At 66.3% G+C, this 21,955-nt stretch carries 23 protein-coding genes; 14 read left to right on the top strand and 9 right to left on the bottom strand.

Annotated features, from left to right (window positions below):
• Window positions 1-62: 62 nt before the first annotated feature.
• The 4 genes from ureA to cbiM all read right to left on the bottom strand — a co-directional run bounded on the left by ureA (window position 63) and on the right by cbiM (window position 3,182).
• Complete coding sequence (gene ureA, locus WBG56_RS06605; protein WP_424266493.1) at window positions 63-365, bottom strand: urease subunit gamma; 303 nt, start codon at window positions 363-365, stop codon at window positions 63-65.
• 83 nt (window positions 366-448) lie between these two features.
• Window positions 449-1,291 carry an energy-coupling factor ABC transporter ATP-binding protein gene (locus tag WBG56_RS06600; protein ID WP_424266491.1) on the bottom strand — a complete coding sequence of 281 codons (843 nt, stop codon included), beginning with the start codon at window positions 1,289-1,291 and terminating at the stop codon, window positions 449-451.
• Complete coding sequence (gene cbiQ, locus WBG56_RS06595) at window positions 1,292-2,140, bottom strand: cobalt ECF transporter T component CbiQ (RefSeq protein ID WP_424266489.1); 849 nt, start codon at window positions 2,138-2,140, stop codon at window positions 1,292-1,294.
• Window positions 2,133-3,182, bottom strand: a complete 1,050-nt coding sequence (gene cbiM, locus WBG56_RS06590; RefSeq protein WP_424266487.1) for a cobalt transporter CbiM — start codon at window positions 3,180-3,182, stop codon at window positions 2,133-2,135. Before cbiM ends, cbiQ begins: the two co-directional genes overlap by 8 nt.
• Before the next feature lie 191 nt (window positions 3,183-3,373).
• Between cbiM and WBG56_RS06585 the strand changes: the two genes are divergently transcribed.
• Both WBG56_RS06585 and WBG56_RS06580 read left to right on the top strand, forming a co-directional pair.
• Window positions 3,374-4,606: an MFS transporter gene (locus WBG56_RS06585; RefSeq protein ID WP_424266485.1), complete on the top strand. Its 1,233-nt coding sequence runs from the start codon at window positions 3,374-3,376 to the stop codon at window positions 4,604-4,606.
• Window positions 4,603-5,835, top strand: coding sequence for a CynX/NimT family MFS transporter (locus WBG56_RS06580; RefSeq protein WP_424266483.1), 1,233 nt, complete (start codon window positions 4,603-4,605; stop codon window positions 5,833-5,835). Before WBG56_RS06585 ends, WBG56_RS06580 begins: the two co-directional genes overlap by 4 nt.
• Window positions 5,836-5,933: 98 nt before the next feature.
• On the opposite strand, the gene fabB is transcribed toward WBG56_RS06580, so the two are convergent.
• From fabB to WBG56_RS06565, 3 genes are all read right to left on the bottom strand, one after another.
• Window positions 5,934-7,151: a beta-ketoacyl-ACP synthase I gene (fabB, locus tag WBG56_RS06575; RefSeq protein ID WP_424266481.1), complete on the bottom strand. Its 1,218-nt coding sequence runs from the start codon at window positions 7,149-7,151 to the stop codon at window positions 5,934-5,936.
• 11 nt (window positions 7,152-7,162) lie between these two features.
• The gene (fabA, locus tag WBG56_RS06570) at window positions 7,163-7,675 is read right to left on the bottom strand and encodes a 3-hydroxyacyl-[acyl-carrier-protein] dehydratase FabA (RefSeq protein WP_424266479.1); all 513 of its coding nucleotides are present in this window, start codon (window positions 7,673-7,675) and stop codon (window positions 7,163-7,165) included.
• Between the two features lie 109 nt (window positions 7,676-7,784).
• The gene (locus WBG56_RS06565) at window positions 7,785-8,225 is read right to left on the bottom strand and encodes a hypothetical protein (RefSeq protein WP_424266477.1); all 441 of its coding nucleotides are present in this window, start codon (window positions 8,223-8,225) and stop codon (window positions 7,785-7,787) included.
• On the opposite strand from WBG56_RS06565, the gene WBG56_RS06560 reads away from it, so the two are divergent.
• Together WBG56_RS06560 and WBG56_RS06555 are read left to right on the top strand one after the other, a co-directional pair.
• Window positions 8,224-8,994, top strand: coding sequence for an NRDE family protein (locus tag WBG56_RS06560; protein WP_424266475.1), 771 nt, complete (start codon window positions 8,224-8,226; stop codon window positions 8,992-8,994). The genes WBG56_RS06565 and WBG56_RS06560 overlap by 2 nt on opposite strands.
• A 56-nt stretch (window positions 8,995-9,050) precedes the next feature.
• Window positions 9,051-9,512: a GatB/YqeY domain-containing protein gene (locus tag WBG56_RS06555; protein ID WP_424266473.1), complete on the top strand. Its 462-nt coding sequence runs from the start codon at window positions 9,051-9,053 to the stop codon at window positions 9,510-9,512.
• Window positions 9,513-9,562: 50 nt separating this feature from the next.
• On the opposite strand, the gene WBG56_RS06550 is transcribed toward WBG56_RS06555, so the two are convergent.
• On the bottom strand, window positions 9,563-10,579 hold the full coding sequence (locus tag WBG56_RS06550; protein WP_424266471.1) for an alkene reductase: 1,017 nt from the start codon (window positions 10,577-10,579) through the stop codon (window positions 9,563-9,565).
• A gap of 142 nt (window positions 10,580-10,721) precedes the next feature.
• Between WBG56_RS06550 and WBG56_RS06545 the strand changes: the two genes are divergently transcribed.
• The 10 genes from WBG56_RS06545 to WBG56_RS06500 all read left to right on the top strand — a co-directional run bounded on the left by WBG56_RS06545 (window position 10,722) and on the right by WBG56_RS06500 (window position 20,782).
• Entirely contained in the window at window positions 10,722-11,378 is a 657-nt protein-coding gene (locus tag WBG56_RS06545; RefSeq protein ID WP_424266469.1) for a potassium channel family protein, read from the top strand.
• 9 nt (window positions 11,379-11,387) lie between these two features.
• Window positions 11,388-12,752: a TrkH family potassium uptake protein gene (locus WBG56_RS06540; RefSeq protein ID WP_424266467.1), complete on the top strand. Its 1,365-nt coding sequence runs from the start codon at window positions 11,388-11,390 to the stop codon at window positions 12,750-12,752.
• A 61-nt stretch (window positions 12,753-12,813) separates the two neighbouring features.
• Window positions 12,814-13,629, top strand: a complete 816-nt coding sequence (locus WBG56_RS06535; RefSeq protein ID WP_424266465.1) for a transporter substrate-binding domain-containing protein — start codon at window positions 12,814-12,816, stop codon at window positions 13,627-13,629.
• Window positions 13,630-13,756: 127 nt separating this feature from the next.
• Window positions 13,757-14,473, top strand: a complete 717-nt coding sequence (locus WBG56_RS06530; RefSeq protein WP_424266463.1) for an ABC transporter permease — start codon at window positions 13,757-13,759, stop codon at window positions 14,471-14,473.
• Window positions 14,470-15,153, top strand: a complete 684-nt coding sequence (locus WBG56_RS06525) for an ABC transporter permease (protein WP_424266461.1) — start codon at window positions 14,470-14,472, stop codon at window positions 15,151-15,153. The genes WBG56_RS06530 and WBG56_RS06525 overlap by 4 nt, the downstream gene beginning before the upstream one ends.
• Before the next feature lie 154 nt (window positions 15,154-15,307).
• Window positions 15,308-15,994, top strand: a complete 687-nt coding sequence (locus tag WBG56_RS06520; RefSeq protein WP_424266459.1) for a hypothetical protein — start codon at window positions 15,308-15,310, stop codon at window positions 15,992-15,994.
• Window positions 15,995-16,002: 8 nt separating this feature from the next.
• The gene (locus WBG56_RS06515) at window positions 16,003-17,385 is read left to right on the top strand and encodes an MFS transporter (RefSeq protein WP_424266457.1); all 1,383 of its coding nucleotides are present in this window, start codon (window positions 16,003-16,005) and stop codon (window positions 17,383-17,385) included.
• Window positions 17,386-17,473: 88 nt separating this feature from the next.
• A complete protein-coding gene (locus tag WBG56_RS06510) occupies window positions 17,474-18,703 on the top strand; it encodes an ABC transporter substrate-binding protein (RefSeq protein WP_424266455.1) in 1,230 nt (409 codons plus the stop codon).
• Window positions 18,704-18,789: 86 nt separating this feature from the next.
• Window positions 18,790-19,671, top strand: coding sequence for a pirin family protein (locus WBG56_RS06505; protein ID WP_424266453.1), 882 nt, complete (start codon window positions 18,790-18,792; stop codon window positions 19,669-19,671).
• A 130-nt stretch (window positions 19,672-19,801) separates the two neighbouring features.
• Window positions 19,802-20,782, top strand: coding sequence for a quinone oxidoreductase family protein (locus WBG56_RS06500; protein WP_424266451.1), 981 nt, complete (start codon window positions 19,802-19,804; stop codon window positions 20,780-20,782).
• Here WBG56_RS06500 and WBG56_RS06495 read toward each other — a convergent pair.
• Window positions 20,770-21,900 (bottom strand): alkene reductase, encoded by a 1,131-nt coding sequence (locus WBG56_RS06495; RefSeq protein ID WP_424266449.1) that lies wholly within the window; start codon window positions 21,898-21,900, stop codon window positions 20,770-20,772. The genes WBG56_RS06500 and WBG56_RS06495 overlap by 13 nt on opposite strands.
• Window positions 21,901-21,955 lie beyond the last annotated feature (55 nt).

The raw sequence follows: 21,955 nt of genomic DNA, 5'->3' as shown, positions 1-21,955 counted from the left end.
CGGATCGTCGCTCCCGGTTCCGCCGCTCTTGGGTTCGTCGCGCTTGGGGTCGTCATCGGTGCTCATTGCAGGGGCTCCGTCACAGTGACCAGCTTGGTGCCATCGGGAAAGGTCGCCTCGACCTGCACCTGCGCCAGCATTTCCGGCACGCCTTCCATGACGTCGTCGCGCGAGAGCACGTGGCGTCCGGCCTCCATCAGGTCGGCCACGCTCTGCCCGGCGCGCGCGCCTTCCAGCAGGTAGGCCGTGATGAATGCGGTCGCTTCGGGCAGATTGAGCTTCAAGCCGCGTTCCTTGCGTTCCAGCGCCAGTTTGCCGGCCATGTAGATCATCAGCTTTTCCTGTTCATGTCGACTCAGAAACACGCTTTTCTCCTTTGTGTGCGCACCGGCACCCGGCCCATTCAGAGCGATTCTTCATGTTATACAGCGGAATCGAAGCGCATGGCTCAGCCGGCCCGGTCCCCGTCGGACGAAAGCGGGTGCGGATGTTCGCGCCCGTGGATGTGCGGATGCGCGTGCACGCTGCCGTCGGCGTGGATGTGACGATGCGCATGCACGAGCCGGGCAAGCGTCAGCAGCGGCATGTCGGCCAGGACGTCCGCTGGCGCGGCGCGGGCCAGGAGCGTGCCTTGATGCAGCACATAGGCCTCATCGGCGATGTCGGTGATGAGGCCCAGTTCATGCGTGGCGGTGATCACGGTCTTGCCGCCGCCGCGCCAACCGACCAGCAGGTCGATGATCTGGCTCTGGCTTTTCGGATCGAGCCCGCCCAACGGTTCGTCCAGCAGCAATACGTCCGGATCGGTAATGAGCACGGATGCCAGCGCGACACGTTTTTTCTCGCCGCCCGACAGATGATGCGGCGAGCGGTCGCGCAAGGGTTCGAGTTCCATGACCTGCAGGGTCTGCGCCACGGCATCGCGCACCCGCTGCTTTTCCCAGCCCAGCTGCAGCGGCCCGAATGCCAGTTCATCGAATACCGTGGGATTGAACAGCTGCACTTCCGGATTCTGGAAGACCAGGCCGACCCGGCGCCGGAAGGCCAGGGCCTGCGCATCGTCGGCAAACGCCGCCTCCGTCAGCGGCTGGCCAAACGCCCTCGCTTCGCCGCGCTCGGCAAAATACAGCGCGGCCAGCACGCGCAGCAACGTCGACTTGCCCGAGCCGTTGGCGCCCAGCAGCACGCTGCGACGGCCTTCCGGGATGGTCAGGCTGATGCCATCCAGCGCGGTCACGCCACGATACGCATAATGCACGTCAGTCAGGGAAAAGAGATCCGCAGCAGGCATTCAGCGTCCCCAGTAGAAAGCGGCCGCAACGATGGCGATGCCGGTCAGCAGAGCCCACCAGTCGAGCGGCCGGGTGCGGAAATCCGTCAGTATGCGATCCTCGCCACGGTAGCCGCGCGCCAGCATGGCCAGGTAGACTTCGTTGCTGAGCCGCGCGCTGCGGTCAAAGAGCACCGCCATGGTCATGATCGCCGAATGCCGCGCCTGGCGCCTGTCCAGCGGCGCCAGTTGACGGCTGCGACGCGCCACGAAGAGTTCCTGGGCGCTCTGCAACAAGAGAAACAGATAGCGGTAGGCCATGCCCAGCATCATCACGGCCACGGCGGGCACGCGAAAGCTGCGCAGCGCTTTCAGAATCAGCGGCCAGGGCGTGGTCAGCACCAGCAGGCTCATGCAGCTGCTGGCGGTGAGCGCTCGCCCCATCACGAACAGGGCATTCGAGACCCCCTGCCGGGTGACGGTCAGGTGCCCGACCGGCAGGGTCCAGAGCGGCTCGCCGGGCACCAGCACCAGAGCGGGCAGGACGATGAAACCGGTGAACAGGCAGACGCCGAGCCAGACGCGCAACAGCGTCCGCGGCACGCTCACGCGCGAGGCGATGGCAAGCAGCACCGTCAGGCCCAGCAGCGCATAGATCGGCAGCAGACGATGCGCGACGAGCGCTGCCAGCATGATGAGGGTCAGTGTCAGCAGCTTGATGCGCGCATCGAGCGCCTGCAGCAAGCCGCGGCGCGCCGTCGTCCGATCCGCGCGCCGGGCATGGTCCATCGCGGCCAGCAGGCCTGCGGCGAGCTGCTCCAGCCGGCCGCGCCGATACCGCGTGCCGCCGCCGCGACCGGCATTAATCACGAGCGGGCCGGCGTTGCCGCCCCAGCAGGGCCGCCAGCAGCAGCCACACAAGAACGATCAGGCCGGTGCCGACAACGGCCGACAGCATATAACCGAACATCTCGCTGCGCATGAAGGCGGGTGCGTAATCCGGTATCGGCGAAGTCCACACCGAGGCCAGCCGCGCCATGCCGGCCGGGGCGACCGTCGGGGCCGCATGGTTCAGCGACTGCGCCGTGATCAGGGCATGCTCCGTCGCGAAATCCCCGGGGGCCCATTCGCCCCAGGCGGTCGCCGTCGCCAATAAACCGAGCGGGGTCAGGATCATCATGACGGCAAGGCCAAGCCACAACCGACGCACCGTGACGCGGCGCGGCGCCCGAGGCGCCCGCAGGCCAAGTTCCAGCCATTCCGGATTGGATTTCTGCAGCCATGCCAGGATGCCGGCCGTGGCCACCAGTTCCGCGACGCCGGCCAGCGTCAGATGGGCGATGGCCATCGCGGGGATGGCCACATGCAGCGGATATGGCGCATACAACGGCGTGCCGTCGGCGGTGTGGAACAGCAAGGGCTGCAGACCCAGTTCGACAGCGGTTGCAAGGCCGGCGGCATTGATGGCCAGATAGCCCGCGACTGCGGCGGCGGCGACACGGCGCGCATTCGAAGCCGCGCCGCGCGTGCCCAACCGGTAGGCGGCCCAGGCGACACCCGCGCCGATCACGGCCATGTTGAGGCTGTTGAAGGCAAACGTGGTGATGCCGCCATCTCCGAAAAACAGCGCCTGGATCAGCAGCGCCATGGAAACCGCCAGCATGGCCGCCCACGGCCCGAGCACGATGGTTGCGATGCCGATGCCGATCGCATGCGCCGTCGTGCCGCCCGGAATCGGCAGATTGAACATCATGACGACAAAGGAAAAAGCGGTGAAGACCGCCATGGTCGGCACCAGGCGCGTCGTCAGGCGTCGCTGTACCTTCCTGAGCGCCAGCCACCAGAACGGTATGACCGCCGCGTAGCCCACGACACACGTCAGCGGACTCAGATATCCATCGGGAATATGCATATTGAAACCCATGATCGATGCCAGCGGCAGTCACCGTGATTCTACAATGGCGGGCCGCGCCGGCCAGCCGCTGCATCGCGTGTGCGCCTTCCATGCCGCGCGCGCCGGCCCTACGCAGGCATCCTCGCGGCAACGCTCTCCGGGCGTACAATCAGGCAGGTGCGCCCTCGCCCGGTCGCTCGGACCCTTTCATGAAAAACACGCTTGCTCCCGCCTCCGCGCCCCTGATTCGCCCCGAACCCCCGGCAGCCCAACCGGGGGTTGCCTTTCCGGTTCTGGGCGCCATCAGCCTGACCCATCTGCTCAACGACATGATGCAGTCAGTGCTGCTGGCCATCTATCCGGTGCTGCAGGGGCGCTTCGACCTCAGTTTCGCGCAGGTCGGCGTCATCACGCTGGCCTTCCAGTTCTCCTCTTCCCTGCTGCAACCCCTGATCGGGCGCTTCACGGATCGGCGCCCGCTGCCGTATTCCCTGCCGATCGGCATGGGCTTCACCTGCTGCGGCTTGTTGTTGCTGTCGCAGGCCTGGAGCTTCCCGCTGGTGGTCCTGGCGGCCACGCTGGTGGGTGCGGGTTCCTCGGTCTTCCATCCGGAATCCTCGCGCGTGGCCCGCATGGCATCGGCCGGGCATCACGGCCTGGCCCAATCGATCTTCCAGGTTGGCGGCAATATCGGCTCGTCCATCGGACCGTTGCTGGCTGCGTTGCTGATCGTGCCTCACGGCCAGGGCAGCGTGGCCTGGGTCTCTCTGGCCGCCCTGCTGGGCATCTGCATCCTGCTGGGCGTCAGCCGCTGGTATGCCGCCAATCTGACCAGCAACCGGGGGCGCAAGTCCCTGGGCAAGACCGACAACGGTCTTTCGGACCGGCAGGTGCGCGCGGCGCTGATTGTCCTGATGCTGCTGATCTTCAGCAAGTATTTCTATCTGGCCGGCCTCAACAGCTATTTCACCTTCTTCCTGATAGACCGCTTCGGCCTGGGCATCCAGCAGGCGCAGTATTCCCTGTTCATCTTCCTGGTGGGCGTGGCCACCGGCACGCTGGTGGGCGGCCCGGTGGGCGATCGCATCGGCAGAAAGCGCGTGATCTGGGGCTCCATCCTGGGCACGGCGCCCTTTTCCCTGGCCCTGCCCTATGTCAACCTGCAATGGACGCTGATCCTGGTGTTCTGCGCCGGGGTCATGATCGCATCCGCCTTCCCGGCCATCGTCGTCTACGCCCAGGAACTCATGCCGGGCAAGACCGGAACCGTCTCGGGCCTGTTCTTCGGCCTGGCCTTCGGCATGGCGGGCATCGGCGCCGCCGTGCTGGGCAGACTGGCCGATGCCACCAGCATCGCATTCGTCTATCACTTGTGCGCTTTCCTGCCCCTGCTGGGCATCGCCGCTTTCTTCCTGCCCGATATGCGGCGCCGACCCGCATGAGTCCCGGCAACGCAGCCTCCCCGGGGCGCTGGCTGGTGGCCGCCAGCCTGCTGTTGCTGGCCGCCAATCTGCGTCCGCTATTTCCCAGCACGGCCGTGCTGTTGCCCGACATCCAGCTGGGTCTCGGGTTGTCGGCCGCTGCCGCGGGCTACCTGACCACGCTGCCCGTGCTCTGCATGGGCCTCTTCGCCCCGTTGGCGCCGCGCTGCGCCCAGCGCATCGGGGTGGAGCGCACACTGCTGCTGGTGCTGCTGCTGATCACGATCGGCACCGCCCTGCGCGGCGTGCTGGACACGACGGGCCTGTTTCTGGGAACGGCCTTGGGCGGGGCGGGCATCGCCCTGGGCAATGTGCTGCTGCCCAGCCTGGTCAAGCGGGATTTTTCCGATCGCGCCGCCCTGATGACCGGCCTTTACACCATGAGCCTGGTGGGCGGGGCCGCCCTGGCGGCGGCCAGCACGCTGCCGCTGGCCCACCTGCTGCCCGGACGCTGGGCTGGCGGCTTGGCCGTCTGGGCCATTCCCGCCCTGCTGGCGCTGCTGGCCTGGACGCCCGTCGCCTGGAAAGCCGGCGCCCGTCAGGCGGGCAGGCCTCACATCCTTCCTGTGCAGGGCCTGCGCCGCGATCGCCTAGCCTGGGCCGTGACGCTATTCATGGGCCTGCAGTCCGCCCTGGCTTATTGCGTGCTGGGCTGGATGGCGCCCATGTTGCGTGATCGGGGCCTGAGCGGCACCGAGGCCGGCCTGATCACGTCGGTATCGATTCTGCTGCAGGTGGTGTCCTGCCTGCTGGCGCCGTTGCTGGCCGCGCGCGGCCGCGACCAGCGCGGCCTGGCAGTCTGGCTGACGGCTATCGCCACGCTGGCCCTGATCGGCATGGTGCTCGGGCCGTCATGGGCAATCTGGCCTCTGGCCGTGGTCCAGGGAATCGGCCAGGGAGGCTTGTTCGCCCTGGCCCTGATGCTGATCGTGCTGCGCTCGCGCGATGCGCACGTCGCCGCCCACCTGTCCAGCATGGCGCAGACCACGGGTTATGTCCTGGCGGCCAGCGGGCCCTTATTGATCGGGATCCTGTTTGCCTGGACAGGCAGCTTCCGGGCGGCCACCGGGCTGATCGGAGCCCTGGGGCTGGCAACCGCCCTGGCCGGCTGGTGCGCCGGGCGCAACGCCCTGGTGCAGGCCCACGCAGTCACCAGCGACCCCTCGCCCAACACGGCGTCCGCCGGATAAGGCTCGCCAAACGCGCAAAAAAGGCCTGTGATAGCATCATCACAGGCCTTTTTTGCGCGGAAGGCACAGCCCCCCGCGAAAAGAACAGCGTAGCGGCGCTACAGCCCAGCGCGTGAAAACACCAAGGTAGCGTTGGTGCCGCCAAAGCCGAAGCTGTTGGACAGCGCCGTCTGGATGTCGGCCTGGGCAACGGTCTCGCGCAGGATGTTCATGCCTTGCGCGGCGGGATCCAAGGTGTCGATATTCGCGGAGGCCGCCACAAAGCCGTGCTTCATCATCAGCAGGGTGTAGACGGCTTCATTCACGCCGGCCGCCCCCAGCGCATGGCCGGACAGCGATTTGGTCGAGGCGATCCAGGGCTGATCGTCGCCGAACACGGCGCGAATGGCTTCGAGTTCTTTGACATCGCCCACCGGCGTGCTGGTGCCGTGGGTGTTGATGTAATCGACCTTGCCCTGAACGCCCGCCAGGGCCTGGCGCATGCAGCGTTCGGCGCCCTCGCCGGACGGCGCCACCATGTCGTAGCCATCGGACGTCGCGCCATAGCCGACGATTTCAGCCAGGATCGTGGCGCCACGGGATTTGGCGTGTTCGTATTCCTCGACCACCACGATACCGCCGCCGCCCGAGATCACGAAACCATCGCGGTCGGCGTCGTAGGTGCGCGACGCGCGTTCGGGCGTGTCGTTATAGCGCGTGGACAAGGCCCCCATGGCATCGAACATGAATGACAGCGACCAGTGTTCTTCTTCCGCGCCGCCGGCAAACACGATGTCCTGCTTGCCCAGCTGGATCTGTTCCACGGCATTGCCGATGCAATGCGCGCTGGTGGAGCACGCCGAACTGATCGAATAATTCACACCCTTGATCTGGGCGCCCGTCGCCAGGCAAGCCGACACGCCGCTGGCCATGGCCTTGGTGACCATGTAGGGCCCTACGCGGCGTACGCCTTTTTCATGCAGCGTCCGGATGCCGTCGTTGATGGCGGAATGCGACGCCCCGCCCGCGCCGACGATCAGGCCGGTGCGAGGGTTGGACACCTGTTCAGGGGTCAGGCCGGCGTCCTGGATGGCTTCCTGCATGGCCAGCCAGGCATAGGCATGGCCGTCGGCCATGAAGCGGCTGAGCTTGCGATCGATCTTGTCGAGCGCATCCAGGCGCACCGAGCCCGCCACATGAGAACGCAGTCCCTGCTCGGCGTATTCGGGTTGATACGTGATGCCCGAACGGCCCGCGCGCAGGCTCTCGAGGACTTCGGACTGGTTGTTGCCCAGGCTGGATACGATGCCCATGCCGGTGACGACCACACGACGCATAATCGGGCCTCCTAGAAATTGTCCGTGCGGGTGAAGAGTCCCACCCGCAGATCATGGGCCACATAGATTTCGTGGCCGTCGACTTCCATGCGCGCGTCGGCAATACCCATGACGAGCTTGCGCATCATGACGCGTTTCATGTCGATGTGATAGCGCACCTTGTGCGCCGTCGGCAGGACCTGGCCGGTGAATTTGACTTCGCCCACACCCAGGGCGCGGCCGCGTCCCTGGCCGCCGCAGCAGCCGAGGAAGAAACCCACCAGCTGCCACATGGCGTCCAGCCCCAGGCAACCCGGCATGACCGGGTCCCCCTGGAAATGGCAACCGAAAAACCAGAGATCGGGACGGATGTCGAGTTCAGCGATGATTTCGCCTTTGCCGTGGGGGCCGCCGTGGTCGTCGATATGCACGATGCGATCACACATCAACATGGGCGGCAGCGGCAACTGGGCGTTGCCGGGTCCAAAGAGTTCCCCGCGCCCGCACGCCAGCAATTCCTCGTAACTATAGCTGTTTTTTTCCATGATGCCCCGTGTCAAAACCGGTCTGCCGGCAGCTGCGCCCCATATCCGGGCGCAAGCCTTCAAAGTAAGTAAGCCTAGCAGTATAACCCGAGGTATCCGGATATCCAGGCTAAGGCTGCCCCACTGCATACCAGACCGTGACCGTCCCGCGCACGAACAGCGGCGGGCCGGCCGCCGGCCCCCAATTCACGACGCGATGCACCAACAGCAGCGGGCCCTGCGCCGGCAAGCCGTCAAAAGCGCGCGTATTCACATGAGAACCGTTCAGCGGCACGCAAGGCCCCTGCGGCGACCCCCAGCACAGGTCCGTGACGACCTGGGCGGGGCTCTCGTAGCTGCGGGCGGCATAGACCCGTGTGATCCGCGCCCCAGCCGGCAACGGCGCATCTATTTTCCCGGGCTGGAACGGCACGACCACAGCCCGGCCCACCGCCTGCAGCCCCTGGCTGACCTGGTCACGCGTCCAGGCCCGATCCGCCGCCGGCGCCAAACCGGGCCACGCCGCCGCCATCCCCAGAATCAGCAGCCGGACGAGTATATTGTGCGTCATGTGCATCGCCTACCTATCGCTGGGCCATCCGGACTGGCCCGTTCTGATCGCCGCCAACCGGGACGAATTCCACGCCCGCCCCGCCCGGGCGGCCGGCCCCTGGCCCGGACGCCCGGACGTCATCGCGGGCCAGGACCTGAGCGCGGGCGGCACCTGGCTGGGCTGGGCGGCCGGCGGGCGCTTCGCCCTGCTGACCAACTACCGGGAACCGGGCCGCCCGGCACCGCCCCATGCGCCTTCGCGCGGCGCGCTGGTGCGCGACTACCTGCTGGGCCCAGCCTCCGCCGCCGATTATAGTCAGGCGGTCGCGGCCCGCGCGGAAGAATGGGCCGGCTTCAACCTGATCGCGGGCGATGCGCGGCAGGTCTGGTACCTGGGCAACCGCGATCCTTCGGGCCGCCCCCGCCTTCTGCCGCCCGGCCGCTACGTGCTGTCCAACCATCTGCTGGACACCCCCTGGCCCAAGGCCAGGCGCCTGCGTGAAGCGCTCGACGCCCTGCCCCCCGACCGCTGGGCGCAAGCGCCCGAGCAGGTTTTCGATCTGTTGCACGACACCACGCCGGCGCCGGCGGCGGAACTGCCCGATACCGGCCTACCTTCGGCTCACGAGCAGCTGCTGAGCAGTCCGTTCATCGTCAGCCCGGACTACGGCACGCGGTGTTCCACCCTGATTGCCCTCCGCGCGGATGGCGCGGCGCTGTTCAGCGAACAGACCTACGATGCGGCCGGGCAGCCCACCGAGCGGCACGACTGGCGGCCCTGCGCTTAGATCCCCCCCACGCTGCGCCTAAAATACGGTTTTTCCCTCTTTACAGGACATTTTCCATGAGTACAGGCCTTGCCAGTCAGATTGCCGACGCCGTCAAATCCGCCATGCGGGCGCACGACAGCCTGCGCCTGGGAACGCTGCGCCTGCTGCAGGCGGCAATCAAGCAGAAAGAAGTGGATGAACGCATCCAGCCCGACGATGCCATGATCATCGCCATCATCGAGAAACAGGCCAAGCAACGCCGCGAGTCGATTGCGGCCTTCGAGTCCGCAGGCCGCACCGAGAGCGCCGATCAGGAACGCGCCGAGATGGATATCTTGAAGGAATTCCTGCCCCAGGGAGCCAGCCCGGAAGAAATTGCCGCCGCCATTGAAGCCGCCCTTTCGCAGGCCCAAGCCAAAGGGCTGCACGGAGGCGCTGCCATGGGGGCCATCATGGGGCAACTGAAAACCACGCTGGCGGGACGCGCCGACATGGCCGCCATATCCGCGCAGGTCAAGGCCCGGCTGGCCGGATGATGCGCTGCGGGGGCGGCAAGTCGCCGTGCCCCGCAATCAAAGCGCGCCGATCAGACTGTGGACGCGGCCTCGGCGCAAGGCCGCAGCGCGATTCCATCGGCCAGGCGCTGCACCAGATCGGGGTTCGACACGAACGCCCGGCCGAAGGCCACCGCATCGCCTTCGTGCGTTTCGACGGCCTGCTGAGCCAGCCCCAGGTCGTACCCCTCGTTCAGGATCAAGGCCCCGCTGAAGGCCTGGCGGATCACCGGCGTCAGGGCGTCGGCTCCCGGGTATTCGCGCACGCAGATGAAAGCCAGGCGCCGTTTGCCCAGCTCGCGAGCCACGTGGCGGTACAGCGACACCGGATCGGAATCCCGCATGTCGTGCCGGTCGCCCCGGGGCGACAGATGCACGCCGACACGCCCGGCGCTCCAGACGCCGATACAGGTATCGATGACGTCCAGCAGGAACCGGCTGCGATTGCCGACCGAACCACCGTATTCGTCCTGCCGACAATTCGACCCGTCATGCAAAAACTGATCGATCAGGTAGCCGTCGCCCGCATGGATTTCCACCCCGTCGAATTCCGCCTGCCGCGCATAGCGTGCGGCCTGGTCGAAGTCGGCCACGATGCGGCGGATCTCATCGGGATGCAGGCTGCGCGGCACCACATAGCCTGCGGCATCGATCAGGCTGCTGGCGCCCGCCTTTCGGCAAGGAATGGCGCTGGGTGCCACCGGCATCTCGCCGGACAGGAATTCAGGGTCGGACACCCGGCCCGCATGCCAGAGGCGCAGGAAAATGCGCCCGCCCCGGGCATGCACGGCCTCGGTCACACGCCGCCAGCCCTGGACCTGGGCTGAATTCCAGATGCCCGGCATATCGGGATAGCCGACCCCCAATGGGGATACCGATGCTGCTTCGGTGACGATCAGCCCCGCCGCCGCCCGCTGGGCGTAGTACGCCCGCAATGCATCGCTGGGCACGCGCCCCTGCGCAGGCCGGATGCCTGCGGATGGCGCCATGACGATGCGGTTGCGCAGCAACACATCGCCCAACTGCAGCGGATCAAGCAAACTTGTCATATCATGCGATCAAAACAGGGAACGCCGGAACTGCGACACAGTTTGCTGCAACGCACAATCCAGACACCAAAAATCTTTGAAAATCCATCAGGGTTTTTACCAGATTTTTCACCGTCTGACTATCGGAGGAGTCGCCCAGCACATGGGACAATTTGCCGTCATCGGGCTGGGGCGCTTCGGCTCCGCCACTTCGCTGGAACTGATGCGCCTGGGCCATTCCGTGCTGGGCGTGGATGCTGACAACCGCGTCGTCGACCAGCACGCCGAGCAATTGACACGCGCCGCCATTGCCGACGTCACCGACCGCAATGCCCTGGCGGAGCTGGGGCTGGACGAATACGACGTGGTGCTGGTCGCCATCGGCGAGGACCTGCAGGCCAGCCTGGTCTGCACAGTGCATCTGAAATCCATGGGGGTGGGGGAACTATGGGTCAAGGCCTCGTCCCGCGCCCATCACCTGATCCTGACCAAGCTGGGCGTCAGCCGGGTCATCCATCCCGAAGAAGAAATGGGCATCCGCATCGCGCAGGTGCTCAGCTACCCGATGGTCAATGACTACATCGCCCTGGGCAATGGGGATTTCGTCGTTGAAATCGAAGCCAGCGATCAGCTCGATGGCCGCACGCTGGGAGACGCCCTGACCACCGAGCCTCCGGGGCTGATCCAGGCCCTTCTGGTCAAGCGCAAAGGCGCGGCGACTCCCCATCCGCCGGCGCAATTCGTGTTGCGGGCCAAGGACACGCTGATCCTGTTCGGCCCCTTGCAGCAGCTGAAGATGGCTGCGCCGAAATTGCGTTAGCGACACGCCATGGCCAGGCTGACCGTCCACCCCTTGCGCGCCTACCGCCGTGCCCGGCACACGGGGCAGCTGCAGGCCAGCCCGCCCGCCGTCCTGGCCGGCAGCTTTCTGTTCCTGATCCTGCTGGGGACGCTGCTCCTGCTGCTGCCCGCCGCCCAGCAGCGCCCTCTCAGCCTGTTCGAAGCCCTGTTCACGGCGGCCTCCTCGGTCACGGTCACCGGACTGATGGTGATCGACCCCGCGCGGGACCTGAGCGTCCTGGGACAGGCCATCGTGCTGGGTCTGGTCCAGGTGGGCGGCATCGGCTTCGTCACCTTCGCGATCATCGCCTCGCTGACCCTGGGCAAGCGGCTCAGCCTGAAATACCAGGCTCTGGCCCTGGAAGCCTTCAACCAGACCAGCGTCACGCGCATCCGCCAGACCGCGCTGACCGTCCTGAAATTCTCTCTGGCCATCGAGGGGGCGGCCATTCTGATCCTGACCCTCTGGTGGTGGCGCAACGATTCCCTGGAACATGCCTTTCTGATGGCCGGTTTCCATGCGGTTTCGGCGTTCAACAATGCCGGCATCTCGCTGTTCCCCGATAGCCTTGCCGGTTTTACCAACGATCCCGTGACCACCTTCGTCATGACGGGCTGCATCATCCTGGGCGGCCTGGGCTTCGGCGTCCTGGCCGACATCTATCACAAACGGGCCTGGCAGACGCTGGCGTACTACACCCGCCTGATGCTGATCGGCACGCTGATCCTGAACCTGGCGGCGCTGGCCCTGTTCTGGCTGATCGAATCCCGCAACCCGGCCACCCTGGCGCACCTGTCCCTGCCCAGCCAGGGCCTGGCGGCCTGGACCCAGGTGGTCGGCGCCCGCACGGCCGGCTTCGCCAGCATGGACGTGGACCAACTGCGCGACAGTTCCCGCCTGCTGCTGATGGCCCTGATGTTCATTGGCGGCGGGTCCTTGTCCACGGCCAGCGGCATCAAGCTGGGCACCTTCATCATCTTGCTGGCCGTCGTGCGCACCTACGTCCTGCAGCGCAAGGAGGTCGTGCTGATGCATCGCACGATCGCGCCGGAAACCATCCACAAGGCGCTGGCGCTGTTGATGGTGTCGGGTCTGCTGGTGTGCGTGGGCGTGTTTCTGATCAGCCTCTTCGAATCCCAGCCTTTCATCGCCATCGCGATGGAAGTGATGGCGGCCTTCAGCACCACGGGACTGAGCCCCGATCTGACGCGCACCCTGAGCCTGCCCAGCCAGGCCCTGCTGATGCTGCTGATGTTCATCGGCCGCCTGGGCCCGTTGACCCTGGTCTACAGCCTGGGCACCCAACGCTACAGCAGGGTTCGCTATCCGGAAGCCTCCATGCAGATTGGCTGAACCGCGCCATGATGTACTACTATTGCTTCTTTCCCGACCCTCAACATAAAGGATCCCGTCCATGGTGACATCCATTGCACGACAGGCGGTGCTGTGCGCCGCACTGGGCCTTGCGGGCCTGGCCACTGCCGCCTCGGCAGCCACGCTGAAGATCGGCACCGAAGGCGGCTACCCGCCCTGGAGCATGGTGGACGCCCAAGGCAAGGTAACCGGTTTCGATGCCGACGTCGGCCACGCCCTGTGCCAGAAACTCGACATGAAATGCCGCTTCGTCGTGCAGGCCTTCGACAGCCTGATCCCGGCGCTGGAAGCCGAACGCTTCGACCTGGTCATTTCGGGCATGTCGGTCACCGCTGAACGCGCCAAGGTCATTTCCTTCAGCATCCCCTACGCCACTGAAGATTCCTCCTTCGTGCTGCCCGCGGGCAGCCCGCTGCTGAAGGCGGCCGACCAGAAAGCCCTGCTGCAGGGTCTGGCCGGCAAGACCGTCGGCGTGCAAAGCGGCACCACCCAGGGCGCATTCCTGCAGAAGTACGCGCCGGACATGAAGCTGAAGACCTACGAAACCCAGGACCAGATGCAAATGGACCTGTCGGCAGGCCGCCTGGATGCCACGTTCTCCGAAGTCACGCCGCAAAGCCAGTTCCTGGACACCGCGGGCAAGGGCAAATTCGCCATGGCCGACTATGTGGTGAAGAGCAGCGCCGACCCCGACATCCTGGGCCTGGGCATCGGCGCGGGGATCAACAAGAAGAACACGCAGCTCAAGGCCAAGGTCGACAAGGCGTTGTGCGAACTGATCCAGGACGGCACCGTCAAGAAGTCCAGCCAGAAGTGGTTTGGCGTGGATCTGTCCAACTACGCCGCCTGCAAGTAAAATCCGGCTCTGAGACCAGCCTTGGCCGTGCTCCGCCTGATCCACAGCAGGCGGGCGCCCAAGGCTGATTCGTCTCGATCCCGATTCCCCCCTGTCCTCCGGGCAACGCACCGGGTCCGCTGATTCCATGAACGCATCCCTGCACGACATCCTGAGCGCCGGCTGGGGCACCCTGCTATTGCGCGGCGCCGGCATGACGGTGTTCATCAGTCTGTGCGGCATTGCGCTGGGCATGGCGATCGGCATCGCGGGCGCGGCCTTGAAATCCAACGGCAACTGGCTGGCGCGCGGGCTGATCAGCCTGTACACGTTGCTGGTGCGCAGCGTCCCCGAACTGCTGATCATCTATCTCCTGTTCTTCGGCACGGTCCAGCCGGCCGCCGACCTGGCCGACTGGCTGGAATGGGACGACCTGATGAGCCGTATCTTCCCCGTGCTGGTGGGCATCGTGGCCATCGGCCTGATTTCGGGCTCGTACAGCGTCGAGGTCTTCCGCGGCGCCTTCAAGGCCATCGATCCGGGCCAGATCGAAGCCGCGCGCGCCATCGGCATGAGCCGGCGCCGGATTTTGCGTCGCATCACCTTGCCGCAACTCTTCTGGTACGCCCTGCCGGGCGCCAACAACGTCTGGCAGAACGCCCTGAAGGACACGGCGCTGATTTCACTGGTCGGTCTCGTGGAATTGATGCGCGCGGCCGTGCTGGGCTCGGCCGCCACCCGGGCGCCGCTGACGCTCTACCTGATGGCCGGCATCCTGTATTTCCTGATCGGCGTCTGCAGCCAGGCCCTGTTCGTCTGGGCCGAGCGCCGCTTCGGACGCGGCATGCAGGGGGCGGCCCGATGATCGAACTCTTTGAAAAAGCCATGCCGGTGCTGATCGAAGGGTTCTGGATCACCCTGCGCATCGGTCTGTTCGCGATTCTGTGCGCCTCGCTGCTGGGCCTGGCGGCCGCCCTGATGAGGACATCCGAACACCGCGCCGTCGCCGGCCTGTCCTTTCTGTACAGCACCGCGTTTCGCGGCACGCCTTTGCTGATCCAGCTGTTCCTGCTGTATTACGGCATCGGCACCCTGGAATTCGTGCGCAACCAACCCGTCTTGTGGTGGCTGTTTTCGGATGGCGCCCGCTGCGCCATCCTGGCCATCAGTCTGAACAGCGGCGCCTACATGAGCGAAGCCATCCGGGGCGGGCTGCAATCCGTGCCCGCGGGGCAGATCGACGCGGCGCTGTCCTGCGGCATGACCCGGCTGCAGGTGTTCCGCCGCATCCGCTTCCCGCTGGCCATCCGCCAGGCCTTTCCCGCCTACAGCAACGAACTGGTCCTGGCCATCAAGGGCACCAGCCTGGCATCCACCATCGCCGTCATGGAGCTGACCGGCTTCGCCCGCCGCCTGATGAGCCAGAGCTACCTGATCGTGGAAACCTTCATCATCGCAGGCCTGCTGTACCTGGCGATCAACGTGACGCTGCTGGGCTGCGCCTGGCTGGTCGAACGCAGCCTGGGAATCCGGGCGCAACGCTGAGCGCGGGCGCCGCCGCCATTCCCGCCCGCGCGGATCCCGCGTTACCCTTCCATACAGCCGCCCGGCGCGGCTTGCCGGACAATAGTCGCGGCCTTTGGCCTTCCCGGCAACAGAGCGCGGCGGCTGAAGGGCCTCTTTCACCCAGGAGAATCCCATGCGCGCCCCGTTTCTGCTTCGCCCCCTGACCCGCGTTACCATCCTGCTGGCGGCCCTGCTGCCCCTGGCTGCCCAGGCGGGCGGCACAGCTCAGGTGCGGGCGGGCGGGCAGACCACGCAACTGGCGTGGCAGACCGGCGGCGCCGTGCGCCTGAGCCAGGAGCAAAAGCCCGATTACCTGATCGTGCGCGACGGCAAGGCCTATTCCGTTTCCATGCGGGGGCCGACGCCGGTGGTCATGGAGGTCGGCGGCCTGCTCCAGGGGCTGGGGGCGCTGGCCCAATCCCGCCCCAACCAGTACCTGCCCGATCGCGTCGATCAGGTGCAGGATACCGGCAGGACGGAAACCGTGGCCGGCATCACCGGACACGTCTACCGCCTGACCGTGACGGACACCCAGGGCAGATCCCACCCCACCGACGCCGTGCTGACCGACGACCGCCGCGTCGTGGACATGACCTCCAGCTATCTGGCCAGCATGCAGATGCTGCTGGGCCAGGCCAAGACGCAGCAGCTGACCGGGGCGCTGCCCGCCAACCGGCGCGGCATCCTGCGTCTGGGACAGGACTTCGTCGTGCAATCGATTTCCGGACAGGAACCCGCCCCAAGCGAATTCACCCTGCCCGCGCAGCCCACCAGCCTGCAGAACCTGCTGCAGGGCTTGCAAGGCCTGCAAAAGCAGTAGACTGCGGCATGCCTTCCCCAAATCAGCTCGCCATTCGCCGCATTCCCGCCTTTACGACCATTGCCCTGGCCTTGCTGATGATGTCCGTGGATTCCACCATCGTGGCCACGGTGCTGCATGACCTGCAGCGCGGCCTGGACACTTCGATCAACTGGGCGGGCTGGACCATCACGGCGTTTGCCTTCGGCTTCGTCCTGATGCTGCCGGTCAGCGGCAAACTCAGCGAGCGCATCGGCCGGCGCCGCGTGTTCCTGGCTTCCGTCGCAATCTTCACCCTGGCCTCGCTGCTATGCGGGCTCGCCGACAGCATCGCCATGCTGATCGTGCTGCGCGCCTTGCAGGCGGCGGGCGGCGCCGGCATCACGCCCTCGGCCACCGGCATCGTCGTGGATTATTTCGGAGACAGCCGCGACCGGGCCGTCAGCCTGTTCGGCAGCATCTTCCCCATCGGGGCCATGATCGGCCCGATCTTCGGCGGCCTGTTCGTCACCTACTGGAACTGGCGCGGCGTCTTCTTCGTCAATGTCCCCATCGGCCTGGCCATCCTGTGGATGGCGCTGCGCTACATCCCGCCCGATACCCCCAAAGCGCGAAAACCCGGGACGGGGATGGACTACCTGGGCCTGGGTTACCTGGGCATCTGCCTGCTGGCCGGCATGCTGGCCACCAGCTTCCTGGGGGAAAAGGACCTGCCCTTCGCGTCCCCCCGGATCCTGCTGCCCGCCGGGGTGGCGCTGGCGGCGGGCTGCCTGTTCTTCCGCCACATCCACCGCAGCAGCCAGCCATTCATCGCGCCGCGCCTGATCCACGGGCCCGGCTTCGGCATCGTCAATCTGATCAACATGCTGTTTGGCGGCATCACGATCGGCGCGGTGGCGCTGATCCCCCTGTACGCCACCAACCGTTACGGCCTGGGAGCGCTGGGTTCAGGTACGCTGCTGGCGTTCCAGGGCATTGCCGCCATCCTGCTGTCGCTGGCCTGCACCCTGACCATCCGGCGTACCGGCTACCGCCGGCCGCTGTACGTCGGCGGCGTGCTGATCGCCCTGGGCATGGTCCTGCTGGCGCTGCCGCCCACCCCGGGCGTGCCGCCGTTCGCCTGGCTGGCGGCCACCGCCTTTCTGCTGGGCATGGGCACCGGCACGGTCAATCCGGCCAGCCGCAATGCCGGTCTGCAGCTGGCCCCGCAATCCGCTTCGACGCTGGCTGCCTTGCGCACCCTGGCGATCCAGATCGGCACCATCACCTTCATCTCGGTCGTGACCATGGTGCTGTCCTCATCCACCGATCCTGGCCGCAGCCAGGCCTGGATCTATGGCACCTGGAGTCTGCTGGTCCTGGCCGCGCTGCCTTTGATCGCCCACGTTCCCGAGCATCGGGGCGCCTGGTAAACCCGGCGCAGACCCCGACGCCGGCAGGCATATTGACTTGCCGGCCCAGCCGCCATGGCATCATGCTCTTCGTCTCCAAGGAGTTCGCATGAATATCCGCAACGCCCGCTTCGGGGCCGGCCTGGCGCTGGCCCTGAGCGCCCTATCGGCCGCCGCCGGTCCGATTTCCAATGACGTCATCCGCATCGGCTTCATCACCGACATGTCGGGTGTCTATGCCGATGGCGACGGCCCCGGCGGCGCGCATGCCATCCGCATGGCGATCGCCGATGCCGGCGGCGTCGTCGATGGCAGGAAGATCGAATTGCTGGTGGCCGACAGCCGCAACAAGGCTGACGTATCCTCGGCCCTGGCGCGGGACTGGTTCGACAATCAGCACCTGGACCTGCTGATCGGCGGGACCAATTCGGCCGCCAGCCTGGCCATGTCCGCGGTCGCCGCGGAAAAGAAGAAGCCGTTCATCACCTCGGGCGCAGGGGCATCGGCATTCACCAATGCCCAGTGCACTCCCTATACCATCCAATACACCTACTCCACCCGGGGGCTGGCGCGCGGCACGGGCGCCGCGGTGGTCCGGCACGGCGGCGCTTCGTGGTTCTTCCTGACCACGGACTACACCTTCGGTCACGAACTGGAGCGCGACACCAGCGCCGTGGTGCAGGCCGCAGGCGGCCAGGTGCTGGGGTCCGTGCGCACCCCGCTGGGCACAGCGGATTTCTCATCATTCCTCTTGCAGGCGCAAGGCTCTGGCGCCAAGGTGCTGGCCTTGGCCAATGCCACGGCCGACTTCGTCAATTCCCTGAAAACAGCCGTGGAATTCGGCCTGACCCGGACCATGATGCCGGTGGGCTTGACCGCCACGCTCCTGGACATTCACGCCCTGGGGCTGGACGTCACCCAAGGCATGTATTTCACCGTGCCCTGGTACTGGAACAAGAATCCGGATTCCGAAGCCTGGTCGCGCCGCTATTTCGACACCATCGGGCGCATGCCCACCTACGGCCAGGCCGGCGATTATTCCGCCGCCGCCACCTATCTGAATGCTGTGCGCCAGACCGGCACGGATGATGCCGACACTGTCATGGCCTGGCTCAAATCACATCCTGTGAACGATTTCTTCGTGCACAACGGCGTCATCCGCGCCGATGGCCGCATGATGAACGATCTGACCCTGCTGCAGGTCAAGACCCCCGCCGAGAGCACGGGTCCCTGGGATCTGCACAAGGTCGTGGCCGTCATCCCGGCCGAAACCGCCTATGGCCCCCTGAGCGAATCCACCTGCCCTTACTTGAAAACGCAAAAGGGTTCACAATCGTAAGGAATCCGGATGCCCGCGCGGCTGCGCCCCGCCATGTCGCATGGCCCGGTCGAACCCTTTGTGTCAATCTGCCTACGGATACCGCCATGGATGCCACGCTGCTCATCGATCGCCGCACTCACGACCTGGGAGGCGGGTTCATCGTCGGCCGCGTGCTGCCGTTTCGCAAGCGCCGGATGGTCGGCCCCTTCATCTTCTTCGACCACATGGGGCCGCTGGACATCGCGCCGGGCGCGCCCCGCGAACTCGACGTCCGTCCGCACCCCCACATCGGCCTGTCCACCGTGACCTACCTGCACAGCGGCGCCATCACGCATCGCGACAGCGTGGGGTCGCTGCAGGAAATCCGCCCTGGGGAAGTCAACTGGATGACCGCCGGCAGCGGCATCACGCACAGCGAGCGGCTGGAATACGCGCGGGCCCACGGGGCCACCATGCACGGCATCCAGGCCTGGGTGGCGCTGCCGCAAAAGGACGAGGAAACACCGCCGTCCTTTCATCATCATCAGGGCGCGGCGGATCTGCCTGAAATCCACGAAGACGGCGTCTCCGGCAGGCTGATCGCCGGTTCGATCGACGGCGCCACATCCCGGGTTCCCACGCATTCCCCGCTGTTCTATCTGCACTGGGACATGCAGGCCGGAGCCCGGCGCACACTCGGCGCTCAATACCCGGAGCGCGCGGTCTACGTCGCATGCGGCGAAATCGAACTCGACGGCCACATCGTGCCCGAAGGCCGCATGATCGTCCTGGAAGCCGGGCACGACGTGACGGTTCTGGCGCGACAGGCATCCACCGTCATGCTGCTGGGTGGCGAACCCATCGGTGAACGCTTCATCTACTGGAATTTCGTGTCTTCGTCCAAGGACCGGCTCGAGCAGGCCCGCGAAGACTGGCGCCAGCAACGTATGACCCTGCCTGCGGGCGACGACCGGGAATTCATCCCCCTGCCCGAGGGCGCCGCCTGATTTTTCAAGCTCCGGCCCCTGCGTGGCCGACCCGCATGTCGGGATCCGACGTCCGCGCCGCCCGTACGACGCCGCACGCCGCGCAGGCCGCGCCGCGCCCAGCAACAAACCCATTCCTTCCGGAGACACCATGCATCAGTATCAGGCCCAGATCCTGAGCGGACAGATCGCCATCACCCGACAAGACGCCGCCCTGCCCTTGCCCGGCCCGCGGCAGCTGCTAGTGCGTGTTCAGGCGGCCGGCCTGAATCGGGGGGAAATCCTGGCGCTGCGCCAATCCGGGGCGGACACGCCCGTCCCCCTGGGCATCGAGGCGGCTGGAGAGGTCGTGGCGGCAGGCGCGAACAGCGCTCCGTTCCAGGTCGGCCAGCGCGTCATGGGTCGGTGCAGGGGCGCATTCGCCGAGCACGCGCTGCTGGACGCGCGCGATGCCATGCCGATACCGGATGCCCTGTCCTGGGATCAGGCGGCCGCCGTTCCGATCGCCACCATGGTGGTCTATGACATGCTGGTCGCCCAGGGCCGCCTGACGGCCGGGGAATGGCTGTTGATCACAGGGGTCTCATCGGGCGTGGGGGTCGCGGCCCTGCAACTAGCCAAAGCCCTGGGCGCCCGGGTGATCGGCACCTCGGGCTCGGCGGACAAGCTGGCCGCCTTGCAAAAGGAAGGACTGGATCTGGGCATCCCCACGCGCCATCCGGATTTCCGCGATGCCGTCATGAACGCGACCGGGGGCCGCGGCACGGACCTGATCGTCAATATCGTGGGCGGGTCCGTGCTGGCGGAATGCGTGCGGTCCCTGGCCTTCCAGGGACGCCTGGCCACCGTGGGCTACCTGGACGGCATCACCAGCGGCCCACTGGACCTGGCCGCGCTGCACAGCCAGCGCCTGCGCCTGTTCGGCGTGTCCAGCAAGGGGTTGGACGCCACCCAACGACAGGACATCGTCCAGGGCGTCATCCGGGACGTGCTGCCCCTGATCGCAGGCGGCCGGATCCGGCCCCTCATCGACCGGATCTATCCGCTTGCGCAGCTGGACCAGGCGATCGCGCACCTGGAATCCAACGCGCAATTGGGCAAGATCGTCGTATCCGCGTCTCAGGCCGGCTGAACGACCCCCTGGGCATTCGGGTAGTCGACATAGCCTTCGGCGCCCCCGCCATAAAAAGTCGCGCGGTCCGCATCGGCCAGGGGCAGCCCCTGGTGCAGGCGCCGCACCAGATCGGGGTTGCTGATATAGGGCCGCCCGAACGCAATCAGATCGGCCCGGCCGGATGCCAGCGCCTGCTGCGCCGAAGCCAGGTCGTAACCGTTATTGACCATCCAGGCGCCCCGCCCGCCGGCATCCCGGTAGGCAGCCCGCAGGGCATCATAATCAAAGGCCTGCTGGCCCTGCCTGTAATCCCGTTCGCCTCCAGTCGCGCCTTCGATGACATGGATGTAGGACATGTCATGCCGAGCCAGGCCCCGCGCCACATACTCGAACAAAGGTTGCGGTTCCGGATCGGACAGATCATTGGACGGGGTCACCGGCGACAGCCGGATGCCGGTGCGTCCCGGACCGGTTTCCGCCACGACGGCATCGACGACTTCCAGCAGCAGGCGCGCGCGATGGGGAATCGGCCCGCCATAGGCATCATCGCGCTGATTGGCGCCACGACGCAGGAACTGATCCAGCAGATAGCCATTCGCGCCGTGAATCTCCACTCCGTCAAACCCGACATCCAGGGCCGCCCGCGCCGCGCGGCGGTAATCCTGCACAATGCCCGGCAATTCGCCGGCATCCAGGGCCCGGGGCATGGACGTGGGCACGAAACCGCCCTGCCCGTCAGCTCCGATCACGTAAGTCTTGCCATTGGCCTGAACGGCCGACGGGGCCACCGGCGCCTGGCCGCCGGCTTGCAGGCTGACGTGCGACACCCGGCCGACATGCCACAGTTGGACGACGATCCTGCCGCCCTGCGCATGCACCGCATCGGTCACGGACCGCCAGCCGGCCAGGGCTTCGTCGCTATACAGGCCCGGCACGTCGGCATACCCCTGCCCCTGCTGGGTGATGGCCGTGCCTTCAGTGACGATCAGGCCCGCGGTCGCCCGCTGGGCGTAATACTGGGCCGTCATGGCCGGGGGGACCGCTCGGGGGGAACGGTTGCGCGTCAGGGGAGCCATCACGATCCGGTTGGCAAGTTCCAGGCCGGACAGGTCAAAGGCGTCAAACAGAGAAGTCATGCGGATTTACCTTGATTGAAACGCAAAAGCCTTACTGTACTGTACCGCGCTCGCG

Source organism: Castellaniella sp., assembly GCF_049671645.1.
Taxonomy (GTDB): domain Bacteria; phylum Pseudomonadota; class Gammaproteobacteria; order Burkholderiales; family Burkholderiaceae_B; genus Castellaniella.
This window is presented reverse-complemented; position numbering and strand designations above follow the sequence as displayed.